Origin of the sequence: Levyella massiliensis, from assembly GCF_000308275.2 — a bacterium.
In the GTDB taxonomy this organism is placed as follows: Bacteria; Bacillota; Clostridia; order Tissierellales; family Peptoniphilaceae; genus Murdochiella; species Murdochiella massiliensis_A.
The window spans coordinates 630461-646207 of record NZ_HG529490.1 but is presented as its reverse complement, the minus strand read 5'-3'; the positions used below and the strand labels follow the sequence as shown (position 1 = coordinate 646207).

Sequence of the window (15747 nt, the reverse complement as noted above, 5' to 3'; positions counted from 1 at the left end):
TTCAACCAATCGTGCGGAAGGAGTCATTATGCAGGAGAGCGTATTAAAAACGCTGGAATACGATAAAATTTTACAGCGCGTTGCCGAGCATGCGGCATCCTCTCTGGGCAAGGAGCGTGTCTTAGCTTTGCGTCCCTCCGCAGATCGTAATGTTATTTTGCAGGCACAAGAGGAAACCGCCGATGCGCTACGCCTTTTACTGGCCTTTGGTAACCCGCCTCTTTTCGGGATCTATCCCATTCGAGCCGCACTCAAGCGCGCGAGTCTCGGAGGTGTGTTAACCATGCGTGATCTGTTGCGCATTGCGGACAGCTTACGTGTCGCGCAGGCATTACATGCCTATGTTTCCGAAGCAGAAGATGGCGTCATCGTGCGTCAGTTGCGTGCGTTATTTTTGCAAGAAGGCTTGGAACAGGAAATCACGAATGCGATTCTGACCGAAGAAACCATGGCCGATACCGCTTCGCGCACGCTTTATGGCGTTCGCCAAAAATTACGGGCGAAAAACGACCAAATTAAAATTAAGCTGAATGAAATTTTAGCGCACGCCGGACAGGCGGGATATCTCAATGAAAATTTAATTACGATGCGTGACGGTCGTTATGTATTACCGGTGAAAGCCGCCCATCGCAATCAAGTAAAAGGTGTCGTACATGATTCTTCGGGCAGTGGGCAGACGGTTTTTGTCGAGCCGTTGGCAATTGTCGAGCTCAACAATGAGATTCGTACCTTGGAGGGAGAAGAACAGGAAGAAATCCAGCGGATTTTGGCGGAACTCTCCATGGAAGTGGCGGGGTTTGAGCAGGAGCTTCGCGGCAATGAAGAGGCTCTTGTTTTTGTGGACTTTACGTTTGCCAAAGCACAGTATGCACTGGAAATTCACGCATCCCGTCCTGAATTTTCACTGGATCGTTCGGTGAAACTCGACGAAGCACGGCACCCGTTATTGGGCAAAAATGTCGTACCGATTGCAATTCGCCTCGGTAAAGAATTTAATACCTTGATTATTACCGGTCCAAATACCGGTGGTAAAACCGTTACCTTGAAGACGCTCGGTCTGCTCCAGTCCATGGCACAGGCCGGTTTGCAGATTCCGGCGCGCAGTCCGTCTACGGTGGCTGTCTTTTCTTCCATTTATGCGGATATCGGTGATAAGCAGTCCATTGAGCAGAGCCTGTCTACGTTCTCCGCTTCCATGACGAATATTGTTCATATTTTGAAGGATGCTGATCCGGATTCCCTACTGCTCTTTGATGAATTGGGCTCAGGAACGGATCCGACAGAGGGCGCTGCCATGGCGATGGCCATCTTAAAGCGCTTGCGTGATGAGGATATTCGTACAGTGGCTACGACGCATTATGCTGAACTTAAGCTTTTTGCCATCCAGGAAGAGGGCGTGCAGAACGCTTCGGTGGAATTTGATGTGGAGACGCTGTCGCCGACGTATCGCTTGATAATAGGGCTACCGGGACGCTCGAATGCGTTTGAAATTTCGAAACGTTTGGGATTACCCGAGGATATCCTCGAAGAAGCACAACATTATGTGGATCATGGTACGATTCGCTTTGAAAATGTATTGGCAGATATTGAGAAGAGCCGCATTGCCTCCGAGGAGGAACGAGCGCAAATCCGCCGTGAACGTGAAGCCTATCAGGTAAAATTGTCAGAAATGCAAAAGGAACTGGAAGCGGCCAAACGCGCCTACGAAAAACGCATGGAGGCTTCCCGCGCTGAGGCGGCATCGATCATACAAGAAGCGAAAGAGACGGCACAGGAGATGCTTCGTCAGGCAAAGGATGCGCTGAAAGGGGAACGTCCGGCGCTCGATCGCTCCTATAATAAAATTCACGAATCAGCCAAGGCCTTTGAGAAAAAGCATCAAAAGGCCAAGGTGGATCCCGCTCGTAAGGGACCGGCGGATCTTACCGTAGGAGAGTCGGTAAAAGTTTTATCGCTCAATCAAAGCGGTGTATTAGTTGAAGGACCGGACAAGAACGGGGACGTGAAGGTGCAAATGGGCATCTTAAAGATTAATTCCAATGTGAAGGACTTAGCCCGTGTGGCGGATCCGAAACAAATTGAAGTGCCCTCTGCGCCCAAATCGTTTGTGTCCGTGCACAAAGCGGCGGAGCAGATGCCGTACCTAGACTTGCGAGGCAAGCGCTACGAAGAAGCTTTGGATATTGTAGACAAGTATTTGGATGACTGCGTGCTGGCGGGGTACAATAAAGTTCGCGTGATTCACGGAAAGGGAACTGGCGCTCTGCGTAAGGGCATCCAGGAAAAACTGAAAAAAGATCGTCGGGTTGCCTCCTTTGACTTTGCCGATGTGCGCGAAGGCGGAACCGGTGCGACGGATATTATTTTAAAATAAGGGGAGGATGCGGTGGAAGATATTAAGAACGTATACACCAGCTTCTATGAGGATATCAAAACGATGATTTCATCGTTACCGGTGCTGATTTTGGCTTGCCTGATCTATAGCGTAGGACAAAGCCTTGCGGCGCCGCTATTTGCTCGTTTGGGCGAACTACCCCACGGCTTATTGAGTTGGATGTTAGAGATGGTGATTATGATGCATTTTGCTTCTCTCATGATTACACTCTTTGCACGGGAACATTTGGTCCCCGGCGACCTTCTGCATTGGGATTTTCAACTCTTTTATCCACTGACCCAATCCTACTTTGTCGTGTTTTTGGTATCGATGGTGTTTACACTGCTGTTTGCGCGCGCTCTGCCTATTACGATATTGGAATTGATCACTTTATTATGGATCATTTTTACGGCACCGCTCTTTGAGGCAGTTTACCTGGGACACGAATCTTCGGCGCATGTATTGTCGTCTTTGCTGGAATTTTGGCGCACAAATTGGATTCCATTACTGCTTTATACAGCGGTAGGCGTGGTTATCTATGTGGGCGTATTTCCCTTTTTGGCAACAGTTGACCTTATTTCGCCACTCGGCTTTGGCGTGATTTTTTTGAAAGCAACACTGTGGGCATTCTACTGGATGACGAAGGGCATTCTCTTCCGAATTTTGTATTTTTCAAATCCGCGTTCACGCGCCTTTCATCGACATTTCGGACAAGATCGTTAGGAGATCGTATGGACAATAAAAAATGGGAAACACAACAGGAACCCCATCGCCATAGCGATGCGTGTGCGCATGAGGCATGCGGGTGTGAGCATCACGGACACAATCATGAGGCGTGTCATTGTCACGATCATGACGAGGACGAAGTACAGGATATCGACAGCTATTTTCGTGAGAAAAATCCACGGGTTGCCTTTATTGAATTAAAAGAACAGGCCGAGGCTGCGCCTTCCTCTTTGGTGGGGATTCCTTTGCCCATCCGCCTGTGTGACTTTATGGAGGGACTGCAAGAGCATTTTGATCGCGAAATTCCCGTGCGTGCCATCTTAAACGGCATGGTGTGGATGCTCGCCATCGATCCGGCCTTTCGTTATACTGACGATTACAAGAAGTTTTTGCAGGAAGCCGTGAAAGATCCGACGGGCTATGCGCTGCAGTTAGGAATGGGGCATCTGAAACGGGCATACACGTTGCAACAGGAAATAACGGACGCGTCTACATCTGTTGAACCAAATGATAAAGTGCATGAGGCTGTCGACAAGGAGTGGGAGGCAGCATTGCTATCGTTTCGTGGCGCTTATATCCTTCATCCTGATGAGCCGCTGGCGGCAGTGGAGTATGCGCGTCTGTTATGGCGAGAGGGACAGCAGTCGATTTTTCTGGAAGAAGCCAACCACATCCTGGAACAGGTATTGGAAAAAGACGAAGAGAATGTGGCCGCCAATACCGCATTGGGAGATCTGCACGAACAGATGGGGCAGTATCTCAAAGCGACAGCGTATTACAGCCACGCACTGGAACATTGCAATGATGAAACCGTAAAGCAGGAATTGCGAGAGAGCATGACGCGTATTGCTCCCGATGCGGCCATTGAAAATGGTATTTATTATTTGCGTCGCGCGGATTATCCGCATGCTCTGGAAGCACTGATGAAAGCCAAAGCCGAAAGCAATCGTTACGATACCGATTACTATTTGGGCGTAGCGTACCAGAATATGAGCCATTTTGATGCGGCAGTAGAGGCATTTCGTGCCAGCTTGGATAAGGGTGGGGATTTTGAAGACGTGTATAACGGCTTGGTCTATGCCCTGAATGCGGATGGGAAGATCGATGAAGCGCTGGAGGCGGCAACCGAAGGCCTTAAACAGCACCCGGATGCGTTGCGTCTTCTTTTTAATCGAGCTGTTCTCTATGCGCAAAGCGGCGATAACGATGCTGCCGAAGAGGATTTGAAAGAAATTCTCTCGTTTGATGACTTATCCGACGAATTCTTTAACGAAGTCATGCGACTGCGAGAGCAAGTGCTTGGCACATCACAGGATCCGGTAGAGGGAACTTCGGAAGAATAAGGGGGCACTATGGTTAAAACCAAAGCCAAAGGCTTCAAAAACGTGATAGCCCTTTTTCTCTGTTTGTGCGCATTGGTATTTTGCGGTATTTTTTCTCTGCTTCCGCCAAAAGAACAGCAGGTGAAGGATCTGTCTCTTTTGAATGGAAAATATACGGGAAGCATGCAGCGCGGCCGTTTTAACGGAGAAGGCGTGTTCATCGGTAAGGATGGCGCTCTGTATCGGGGTACGTGGCAAAAAGGTCGCTTTGAGGGAAAAGGGACCTTTCAATCGAAGCAGGGCTGGTCACTACAAGGCGATTTTAAACTGGGCGAACCGCAGGAGAAAGCCATTTTAACGCTTGAAAACGGGGAGCAGTGGATTCTTAAGAAGGAGGAAGGATGGATTCGCTACAACACAGCGGAACAGCATCCGTCGAACGAAAAGAAGTAAAAAAACCGATGGTACACCGCATGGAATGGCTGGATAGCCTTCGTGTTTTGGCCATGGCGGCTGTGATATTCTATCATTTTTTTCCCAAGAGTCTTCCTGCGGGTTTTTTCGGCGTTGATGTGCTCTTTGTGCTTTCCGGATTTTTAATTACGGCAACGCTATTGGATGAAATGATAGAAAATAAGACCTTTTCTTTGCGTGCTTTTTTTGAGCGTCGTGTGTTGCGGTTATTACCGCCGTTGGCCCTTTTGCTGCTCTGTATTTTGCCGCTTGCGTTATTCATTCATTCGGATTTTCTGGTGGATTTTCGTCGCCAGTTGGCAGCCGTGTTCGGCTTTACCACGAACTGGTATGAGATTTTTACCGGCGGCAGTTATGAGAGTCAGTATATCAAGCATCTGTTTCTGCATACCTGGTCTCTGGGTCCCGAGTTGCGATTTTACATCCTCTGGGCAGTGGCCTTAAAAGTGATGGCGCGACAGAGCGTGTCACACCGTTCCGGACGCCGTAAAAGAGAGACGACTAATGCAGGACGGCTGCGCGTGAATATCTGTTTTACCAGTGCTGTGCTCTTTATGGGGATGACGCTTTTGCAATGGCTATTAACGCTATTTAACATAAATACATCGTTTCGCTATTTTGCCGATGTGACGCGCATGGCTCCATTTTTTGTCGGCAGTTTTGTAGCCGGCATCAGCGGCTTTAAACATCAGTCGATGGTGTTTTTGCGCCGTGCCCAAAAGCAATCGTCGTTAGGCCCAGTTGCGGTCCTCATTTCTGTACCGGTGCTGCTTTTCGTGATGGCAAAATGCCTTGATTACACCTCAGCATGGACTTATGTGTTGGGCTTTCCGCTGGTTGCTTTATTGAGTGGTGCATTTCTATATTGTGCCCGTTTGGTCGCGCAGAAACCGCATGGCCGCTATGAACCGGAAGGCATTCGTTTTCTAGCCAAGCTGACGTATCCGCTCTATCTTTTTCACTGGCCGTTTTTTGTTCTGTTGGAACGACATATGAGCCAGCCGTTGGCAGCTATCATTGCCTTTCTTTTGGCGTTTCTCTTAAGCTTATGCAATGAGTTTCTGTGGCAGTCGCTGTGGTTTCATCGTCCGCTACGCTTAGGAAAACAAACGAAGGTGTTGACCTCATTACAGAGGATAGCCATACTCACAGGGTGTTTTTGTTTATTCCTGTTCACATCCGCAGCGGCATTTCATCGTGAACCGGCCATGTTGCAAATGGAACGACAAGTCTGGGCTAACGGCTTGGAGCAAGACTGGGAAACTATGCAAGATCTTCACGACACCGTTGCCGATCAATCGCAGGCGTTACGGGAAGCCAAGCAAAAGAAAGAAGCAGCGCAACTGCAAAAGAAGGTGGACAAACAAAAGATCACGCTTATCGGCGATAGCGTATCATTAGTGGTGCGCTCCTCATTGGTTAAGAATATTCCCAATCTTTCAGTGGATGGCGCCGTGAGTCGCTTCTTGCATCAAGGCGCAGACATCCTTGCACAAAAGGCAAAGGGTGGGAGTCTCGGGCATATCGTTGTGATCGCTCTGGGCACGAATATCTATCCGAATTATCAAAAGCAATACCAACGCATCTTGGACGCTTTGCCAAACGGACATCGTCTCATTTTCGTCACCCCCTTTGATAAGAGTAAAGACAGGGCAACGGAATCCGTGCAATATACGAATTTCTTGCGTAACGTTGATAAGCCGTATTATGTGACGCTGGCGGATTGGGCGAAAATCTCCCAGGAACACCCGGAGTACTATGAAGGGACGGACGGCGTGCATTTTTACGGTAAGGATAAGGCCATCGCACATTTTGTCTCCATGCTGAAAACCGCTTTACAGCAAAGCATGAAGCAACCGGCGAAGGGGGAAAAATAAAGCTTAAAAATATAAAGGCGACCCGCACGGGTCGCCTTTTATTTCATAAAACAGTTGCGCTTCTTATTTCTTTTCAGATGTGACAAGAAGCTCCGCCAATTCATCGACATTGCCGCAGCCGGTGGTTAGGATAATATCGCCAGGCTGCACTTTTCCATCCAAATAATGGAGGACATCCTCAAAGGTCTGACGGCAGACCGCATGATCCCCGTTTTGATTGACACGTTCGACGAGCTGTTCGCTCTTCACTTCACCGGTATCAATCTCTCGCGCCACCTGAATGGCCGTAATCACCGTCTCATCCGCATGATGAAAGGCTTTCGCAAATTCATCCATCAAGGTTTTCGTACGCGAGATAGTATACGGTTGGAAGACGCACCACAGTTTTTTCATCTTATGTTCTGCCAAGGCCTCCAAGGTGGCCCGGATTTCCACGGGATGATGTCCATAGTCCGTTAATACGCGTGCCCCTTGAAAATCGCCAACGTATTCCATGCGACGGTGGAGGGGACGATATTCTTCAATACCTTGTTTAATGATGCGACGATCCACATGCGTAATATCGCATGCGATGATCGCTGCCATGGCATTATAAATATTGAAACGCCCGATGATGCCAAGTGAAAAACGCTGTTCGCTCTGATCCGGGAAATGCAGGGTAAAAGAGGGGTGACCGTATGGATCAAAAGTAACGTCAGTGGCATTATAGTCCGCATCGCTGTTATTTACGCCGAACGTAATGGCTTTTCCTTTTACATGAGACGCCAAGGTTTTCGAATTGGGATCATCCGCATTGATGATGGCATAGCCGTTCGGACGAATATTTTGCATATAGCGTTCAAACGCCTTTACGATGTCGTCCAAATCCTTATAGTAATCCAGGTGGTCCTCATCCAAATTAAGAACGATGGCAACCTGCGGATAGTAATAGCGTATATTGCCCTTGTATTCACAGGCCTCCGCGAGGAAGAAGGGGCCTTTTCCCGACAATACATTACCGCCGATATCGTCCAGGGTGCCTCCCAAGAGTATGGTGGGCTTTTCATCCGTGCGAATCAGAATATCGGAAATCATGGAAGTAGTGGTGGATTTTCCGTGAGAGCCGGAAACGGCAATGGACGCTGGAAAATTCTGCATCAGAGCGCCTAAAAATTGGCCGCGCGTGACACACGGCTTTCTGGTAGCGATGGCCGCCTGCAATTCCGGATTGGTGGGGAGGATGGCATCCGTATACACAAAAAGCTCCTGATCCTTTATGTTTTCAGCCGACTGGCCGATCGTTACCGGAATTCCCACCGATTCCAAATGCTTAACATATTTATTATCACGAACATCGGAACCGGTTACCTGATAGCCTGTATCGTGCAACAATTCCGCAATACCAGACATGCTGACACCGCCAATACCGATGAAATGGACTTTTTTCATGTCCGATGGATTCAAACTAAACTGAAACATTTTCCCTCCTCTTATTACTCAAATTAGTATTATACCATACTGTCACGGGCGCTAGTGAAGTTCCTGCCCTGTTGGTTTCTGTTAACGGTTTGTGTATAATAATTTTGATTTGATTGGTATTGATGAGGAGAGAATATGCCATCTGTAATTATTTTATCGTCACCCTTTTTGAACACGCTTCGCGCTCGGCAGGAAGAGACGAATGCGTTGTTATTAGGGCATCCCGTCGTGGATTATGTGAAGAAAGCCTTATCAGGTCCGTCCTGGACAATCCTTCCGGGCGGACTTGACGTGTGTCAGGGGGACCTTTTGGTCATCAATGAAGCCTGCTGTGGGTTGGATGAGGATGTATTATATCGATTCTACAGCTCTGACCAGCTTATCTTGGCGGATTATCAGGGCACGCCGGGCATCGTTAAGGTACGCGAAAGCGAGCTGGCTTCTTTAAAAGAACTGGGCGATGCGGATTTTGACACCTTTTTTGACGCCTGGACGGATATGGTTCAACCGGAAGAAGCGGATCCGGTAGTGGATGAATTGTTCCTAGATGTGCCCGTAGTGGACTCCTATCTGTTAGTGCAATTGGCAGAAAGGAGTTTGGCACAAAATATCTGCTATGATTGGATGGAAAAAGGCGTACGCATTGATGAACCGACGTTGACGCGAATTGCGCCGGAAGTTGTGATCGGTGCGGGCACCTGGATTCAAGGCAATGTGCGCATTATGGGCGAAACTAAAATCGGCAGCGGCTGTTTGATTACGGATCGCTCCGACATCTCCGACTCCACGCTGGGCGATCAGGTTACGGTGCGTTCTTCCGTCATCGAAGAATCCGTCATGGAGGAGGGTTCCAATATCGGTCCTTACTCCCATTTGCGTCCACATGCGGTGATTGGCCCCCACGTGCACATTGGTAATTTTGTGGAGGTAAAGAAGGCGACCTTGGGCGAAGGGACCAAGGCAGGCCATCTGGCGTATATCGGCGATGCCGATGTCGGGAAGGATGTGAACATATCCTGTGGCGTCATTTTCTGCAATTATGACGGCAAGAACAAGCATCACACGGTAGTAGGCGATCATGCCTTCCTCGGCTCCAATGCCAATCTGGTGGCACCGGTGGAATTGGAAGACGAGGCCTTTGTGGCAGCGGGATCCACCATTACGAAAAAAGTAGAGCAAGGCGCGCTGGCTGTGGAGCGAGCGGAACAGAAAAGTATTCCCGGCTATGTTGCTAAGCGTAAAGCCAAGGGTTTATTGTAAGCGTCAAAGGCACGCACTGTGTCGAAAAGGAAGAAAGGATCAAAGGGGGATCTATGGAACGTGTAGGAATGAAGGTTTTTTCTGGAAACGCCAACCTTCCGCTGGCAGAAGCCATTTGTAAAGAACTGGGACTGCCGCTGGGCGACATGAAAGTCGGCCATTTTGCGGACGGAGAGATTAACGTCAAGATCAACGAGACCGTTCGCGGTTATGATGTTTTTCTGATTCAGCCGACCTCCGAACCGGTGAATGATCACCTGATGGAAGCTTTGATCTGCACCGATGCCTTTAAGCGTGCTTCGGTCAGCCATATCAATTTAGTCATGCCCTATTACGGTTATGCCCGCCAAGATCGTAAGACCAGCGGCCGTGAACCGATTACCGCTAAATTGGTAGCGGACCTTCTGGCCACCGCAGGCGTGGATCGTGTAATTACCGTGGATCTGCATGCCGGCCAAATTCAGGGCTATTTTGACATTCCTGTGGATCATTTCCAAGGCGGCAGTTTACTGGCCGACTATTTTGAGCCTCTGGTCAAGGACAATCCTTCTGATTGGATGGTGGTTTCTCCGGACTTGGGTGGTGTAACGCGTGCGCGTGCCTTCTCTCATCTGTTGAATTTGCCCATCGCCATCATTGAAAAGCATCGTCCGGAAGCCAATGTGTCGGAAGTCGTGGACATCATTGGTAATGTGGAAGGCAAGAACTGCATTATCATTGACGACATCATCGATACTGCCGGTACGATCACAAACGCCGCGGATTATTTAACCAAACGTGGTGCCAAGGATGTGTATATCACCGCATCTCATGCGATTTTCTCGGGCAATGCAACGGATAAGATCCTGCAGTCCTCTGTCAAAAAATGTGTTGTTACCAATACTGTAAAGGTGGACGAAGCCAAGATGAACCATAAGATCGAAATTATCTCCATCGCCCCCTTGCTTGCGGAAGCCATTCGCCGCGTGTATTCGTTCAAATCCGTCAGCGGGATGTTTACGCGATGAGCACGAAGCTGATTATCGGTCTCGGCAATCCGGGCGCACGTTATGACGGTACGCGTCATAACGTGGGCTTTGCCGTGATGGACCGCTTGGCAAGGCGGTGGAATATTGCCATTGAGCAGCTGAAATGGGATGCCTTGGTCGGTGAAGGGCGAGTAGCTGGCGATAAGGTTGTGCTTATGAAGCCGCAAACCTTTATGAATTTATCCGGTAAAGCCGTGCGACAGGCGGTGGATTTTTTCAAAATCGATCCCCAGGATGTCATTATTGTTGTGGATGATATCGATATTCATCTGGGTACTGTGCGCGTGCGGGAAAAGGGATCGGCCGGCACGCATAACGGATTGCGCTCGGTGGTGCAAGAGCTTAGCAGCAGCAATTTTATTCGCGTTAAGATTGCGACCGGACATCGGCCGGCTTCTTGGGATTTGGCTGATTTTGTGCTCTCTCATTTTACGGAAGAGGAACAAACGACCATCGATGAGGAATTGGATGCCGCCACAGAGGCCGTGGAGGAAATTTTGGAGAAGGGGGTTCGTGATGCCATGAACACCTGGAACGGCTGGAAGGCACCCTCCCTACTGGAGCGCAGTGAAGAAGAAAGCGAACGGATTCGTGCTTTGGACCGTGAACGAGCCAAGCAGGATGCCTTTCGTAAAAAAGCAAAGCGCTGTGGAGATTCATGACAAAAACCGACGAACTGTTTCTTCTTGAACCGCGTTTTACTCGTCTACTGCATGAACTGGACGGGGGAAAACGCCGCATCCATCTGCACGGATTGGTGCCGGAAAGTACAGGACCCTTTGTTGCCGCCCTTGCGGCGCAACGCGAGTGTCCTGTTTTTGTCGTGTCCGAATCTGCCGTAAAGGCGCGCGCATTCACGGAAGAGTTGCAGAATGCGGGTGTTGCACGAGCCTATACCTATCCTGAAGAAGAGCTGCAATTTTTCAAAACGGATTCGACGATTTCGCCGGTGTCCAGGCAACGTCTTTCTGTGTTACAGGAAGTCTATGCCGGTGGCACAATGGTCGTGTCAACGACCCTTTCCGCTCTGAAAAGGCGCATTGTTCCGCCGCGTCGCTATGCAGAGTCGGTTGTAACGCTGGCCGTGGACACCTCGGTTTCAGAAGAAGAAGTGATTCGTAAACTCGTAGCCATGCGCTATGTGCGCACGACTTCGGTGGAACATGCCGGTGAATTTTCCGTTCGTGGCGATATTCTGGACGTTTTCCCGCCTGCATCAAAACTGCCGTATCGCATTGAATTTTTTGATACGGATATTGAACGCATTCATTCGTTTGAGGTGGAGACACAGCGTTCGGTGGATCCGCATGAAAAGATCCTGTTGACCCCGGCAGAAAATTTATTATTCACGGATGCGGACTGTAAAGATGTTCTCTCGCGCATGCGCGTTGATTTAAAGCAAGCGGAAGCCGTTGCTAAAAAGCATCATCTGCATCCCAACTTGGATAAGTTTTATCACCTGATGGATGAATTGGAAACGAACAATCACGTTTCCAATCCGGATTTGGCGGAGGCATATCTTAATGATGACTCGACGGCGGGACTCATGGATTATCTGCCAGATGATGCGGTAATCGTTCTTGACGATATTTCGCGTATTTTAGAGACGGAAAAGCGGCGCGATGCCTTAGCCTTGGATACCTATACGACGCTGGCAGAGCAGTCGGAAATCTTAAAAGCACATCTGTCACATCGTCTCACCATAACCGATGTATACGAAGCCCTTGGCGCCTATGCATTAGTGAATCTGACGCAGATTCTAAAAAGCGTGCGCGAATTCACGCCGGATGCCTTGCTGCAGATTCGCAGTATGGAGGCGGAAAACTTTAATAATCGCTGGAGCGAGTTTACGGATGCGCTCCACTGGTCGCAGAAACAAAAAAAGAAGATTGTATTGGCGGTGGGCAGCGGAAAAGAGGCTCTTGCAGAGCGGCTTTTGGCGTCCGATATTCTCTTTACGAACGAAACGCCACGTACCCGTTTCAAGGATATAAAGGACGGGGAAATTCTTCTTTCGTCGTTGTCACTTGGGCACGGTTTTCTATTACCGGACGGCAATCTTCATATTATTTCGCGCACCGAAATATTCGGAAAAGAAAAGAAACGCAAGGCCGTGCGGCGTCCCCGTCGCAAGAGTGATCTGCTCAATTATCAGGATCTGGCGCCGGGAGACTATGTCGTGCATGAAATATACGGCATCGGTGAATTTCTGGGGACGGAAACCATTGAATATGACGGTCTCAAAAAGGATTTCATCAAGATCAGTTACAAAGGGGCGGATGCTCTTTATGTGCCGACCGATGAAATGGATCTGGTCACGAAATATATCGGCAGTGGCGGGCCCAAGCCGCGGATTTCATCGCTGGGTGGTTCGGAATGGAAACGCTCCAAGGAAAAAGCGCGCAAAGCGGTGGATGCCATTGCGGAGGATTTATTGGAACTCTATGCCAAACGTTCCAAAGTGAAAGGACATGCGTTTGCTGCGGATTCGCCTTGGCAGCAAGAATTTGAAGAATCCTTTCTGTATGAAGAAACGCCGTCGCAGCTGCGTGCGGCGGAAGAAATCAAAGCGGATATGGAGAGTTCCAAACCGATGGATCGTTTGCTCTGCGGCGATGTCGGCTATGGTAAGACGGAGGTAGCGTTACGTGCGGCGTTTAAAGCCGTCATGGACGGCAAACAGGTGGCATTTCTGGCGCCGACGACGATTTTGGTGCAACAGCATTATCAGACGATGATGGATCGCTTCCTGTCCTACCCGATGCGCATTGAATTTTTATCGCGCTTTAAAAGTGCGGAGAAGCAAAAAGCCGTCGTCAAACAGATTCGGCAGGGTAGCGTAGATATTGTTGTGGGCACGCATCGTCTGCTGTCCAAGGACATCCAATTCAAAGATCTGGGTCTTCTCATTGTGGATGAGGAACAGCGCTTCGGCGTGAAAGACAAAGAGAAGATGAAGAAGATCAAAGAAAATGTAGATGTTCTGACGTTGTCTGCCACGCCTATCCCGCGCACGTTGCAGCTTTCATTGACAGGGATTCGTGATATGAGCTTATTGGAGGAGCCGCCGGAGGAACGCTATCCGACCATTTCCTATGTGATGGAGACGGATCCGGTTGTTTTGCGCGATGCGATACGGCGCGAGCTCGATCGCAACGGACAGGTCTACGTTGTGCACAATCGGGTGCACGATATCCATTTTGCTTATGAACGTTTGCAGGCCTTAGTACCGGAAGCAAGAATTGTGGTAGCGCACGGGCAGATGAGCATTCGTGAACTCGAGAACGTAATGGAACAATTTGTTTCAGGCGAGGCGGATATTCTGCTGGCTACAACGATTATTGAAACGGGGATGGATATTGCCAATGTAAATACGCTCATCGTTGAGCAGGCGGATCGCATGGGCCTTTCGCAGCTCTATCAGCTCAAAGGCCGTATCGGGCGTTCCGACCGTCAGAGTTATGCCTATTTCACCTACGATCGTTCCAAGGTGTTATCCGAAATCTCCGAGAAGCGTTTGAAGGCAATACGTGATTTTACCGAATTCGGTTCAGGCTACAAGATTGCCATGCGCGATTTGGAACTGCGCGGTGCCGGCAATCTCTTGGGCGAGAGTCAGTCCGGACATATTGAATCCATCGGGTATGAACTCTATGTGCGTATGTTAGAAGAAGCCGTCTCTCGCGCCAAAGGCGAGGCCAAGACTGTGCATGCAGGGGATATTAACGTGGATGTGAAGGTGAGTGCCTTCATTCCTGACGAATACATCCCTCAAAGTTCTGACAAGATCATGATGTATCGTCAAATCGCTTCCATTGAAAATGAAGAGGAATACAGTAAAATTGTAGAGGAGCTCCTGGACCGCTTCGGCGATCCACCGGAGAGCGTGGAAAATCTGTTGGACATTGCTCTGATCAAACGATGGGCGAGCGATTTGGGATTTTCGCGCATCAAGGAGACGAAGGAAGCCATTGAATTGCGTTATGAAAAATTCGAACAATTTTCTGTGGAGCAACTGAAGGCGATTTCGGAGGGATACAGCGGACCGCTGACTTTTGATTTTCAAAAGGAACCGCGTTTTAAGATTGCGGTTTCACCCCATAAACTGAAGGATACGAAACGTTTGTTGCAACTCATGACGCAACTGAAAAACAGGGAGGAAAAGGAATGAAAATCGGTAAAAAATTCGTAAGTTTGGCTTTGGCTGGAATGTTGTTATTGGCAGGATGCGGATCCGGCTCGGGAGCAACTTATGCTACCGTTAACGGCGATAAAATTCCAAAAGCCAAGTACGAATCGCAGTTGGATCTTTATAAGAGCATGATCGCGGCACAGTATCGTCTGCCCTCGACCATTCGCGAATCCTTGATCCAAGAACAGGTCATGCTGCAGGATCTGAAGAAGAATAAAATCGAACTGACCGATAAGGACTTTGCTGTGGAATACGATAAAGCGGTGAAGGCATACGGCGGAGCAGCTAACTACAGCAATACGTTAAAACAACTGGGCGTTACGGATGAGCAACTGAAGGAAAGCCTTCGTTTCGAGACCATCTCTCGCAAGCACAAGGCTCTTTATAATGAACAGCATAAGCCTTCTGATGCGGAGATTAAGCAGTATTTCGATAAGAACAAAGACGCTTTGGTCACGGTGGAAGCCCGCCATATTCTGGTTAAGACAGAAGATGAGGCAAAGAAAGTCAAGGAGCGTTTGGCAAAGGGTGAGAAGTTCGAGGATGTTGCCAAAGCAGTATCTTTAGATAAAGGTTCGGCGGAAAACGGCGGCAGTTTGGGCTCGACCAGCCCTTCGAAATTTGTGAATGAATTCAAAAAAGCTATCCTGGAACAGAAGGTTGGCGAAATCGGTAACCCGGTGAAAACACAGTTCGGTTACCATATCATTCAGGTCCAAAAGCGCAATGATACGGTGGAAGCTCTGAAGGATCAGATTATCGAAAAGCTCAACGGAGAGAAGTACACCGCATACCTGCAGAAGCTGGTACAAGATGCGGATGTCAAGATTGAAGGAGAATCTGCTTCGCAAGCGTCCACACAGGATTCGGCAAAAGGCTCTGCGCAGGAGTCCGCACAGGCTTCGAACCAAGAATCGGCTGCTCCGGCAGAAAGCAACGCTGAGAAAAACTGACCCTTACCCGACGGTTATGTACTAAATACAATAAAATAGGGTAGTAAACGAATAGTTGGCTCGTCATACCCGCCCCGGTGGGT

General features: G+C 49.0%; 11 protein-coding genes. 10 read left to right on the top strand and 1 reads right to left on the bottom strand.

All coding sequences use genetic code 11. The annotated features are described in order from the left end of the window. The first annotated feature begins 28 nt into the window (after positions 1-28). From BN98_RS03010 to BN98_RS02990, 5 genes are read left to right on the top strand one after another with little or no spacing between them, the layout of a single operon-like run. Positions 29-2374, top strand: a complete 2346-nt coding sequence (locus BN98_RS03010; RefSeq protein ID WP_019189803.1) for an endonuclease MutS2 — start codon at positions 29-31, stop codon at positions 2372-2374. A gap of 12 nt (positions 2375-2386) precedes the next feature. Then, positions 2387-3097 carry a hypothetical protein gene (locus tag BN98_RS03005; protein WP_019189804.1) on the top strand — a complete coding sequence of 237 codons (711 nt, stop codon included), beginning with the start codon at positions 2387-2389 and terminating at the stop codon, positions 3095-3097. Between the two features lie 8 nt (positions 3098-3105). Continuing rightward, a complete protein-coding gene (locus BN98_RS03000) occupies positions 3106-4443 on the top strand; it encodes a tetratricopeptide repeat protein (RefSeq protein WP_019189805.1) in 1338 nt (445 codons plus the stop codon). 9 nt (positions 4444-4452) lie between these two features. Further along, positions 4453-4875, top strand: a complete 423-nt coding sequence (locus BN98_RS02995; protein WP_019189806.1) for an MORN repeat-containing protein — start codon at positions 4453-4455, stop codon at positions 4873-4875. Beyond that, positions 4824-6773, top strand: a complete 1950-nt coding sequence (locus BN98_RS02990) for an acyltransferase family protein (RefSeq protein ID WP_019189807.1) — start codon at positions 4824-4826, stop codon at positions 6771-6773. The genes BN98_RS02995 and BN98_RS02990 overlap by 52 nt, the downstream gene beginning before the upstream one ends. A gap of 63 nt (positions 6774-6836) precedes the next feature. Here BN98_RS02990 and murC read toward each other — a convergent pair whose 3' ends face one another. Next, the gene (gene murC, locus BN98_RS02985; protein WP_019189808.1) at positions 6837-8231 is read right to left on the bottom strand and encodes a UDP-N-acetylmuramate--L-alanine ligase; all 1395 of its coding nucleotides are present in this window, start codon (positions 8229-8231) and stop codon (positions 6837-6839) included. 135 nt (positions 8232-8366) lie between these two features. Here murC and BN98_RS07835 point away from each other — a divergent pair, with 135 nt between their 5' ends. The 5 genes from BN98_RS07835 to BN98_RS02960 are packed head-to-tail and all read left to right on the top strand — an operon-like array spanning position 8367 to position 15664. After that, on the top strand, positions 8367-9491 hold the full coding sequence (locus BN98_RS07835) for a DapH/DapD/GlmU-related protein (protein WP_019189809.1): 1125 nt from the start codon (positions 8367-8369) through the stop codon (positions 9489-9491). Positions 9492-9544: 53 nt separating this feature from the next. Beyond that, entirely contained in the window at positions 9545-10498 is a 954-nt protein-coding gene (locus BN98_RS02975) for a ribose-phosphate diphosphokinase (protein WP_019189810.1), read from the top strand. Further along, positions 10495-11181: an aminoacyl-tRNA hydrolase gene (pth, locus tag BN98_RS02970; protein ID WP_019189811.1), complete on the top strand. Its 687-nt coding sequence runs from the start codon at positions 10495-10497 to the stop codon at positions 11179-11181. Before BN98_RS02975 ends, pth begins: the two co-directional genes overlap by 4 nt. Next, entirely contained in the window at positions 11178-14690 is a 3513-nt protein-coding gene (gene mfd, locus BN98_RS02965) for a transcription-repair coupling factor (protein ID WP_019189812.1), read from the top strand. Before pth ends, mfd begins: the two co-directional genes overlap by 4 nt. Then, positions 14687-15664, top strand: a complete 978-nt coding sequence (locus BN98_RS02960) for a peptidylprolyl isomerase (protein WP_019189813.1) — start codon at positions 14687-14689, stop codon at positions 15662-15664. Before mfd ends, BN98_RS02960 begins: the two co-directional genes overlap by 4 nt. The last annotated feature ends 83 nt before the right edge of the window (positions 15665-15747 follow it).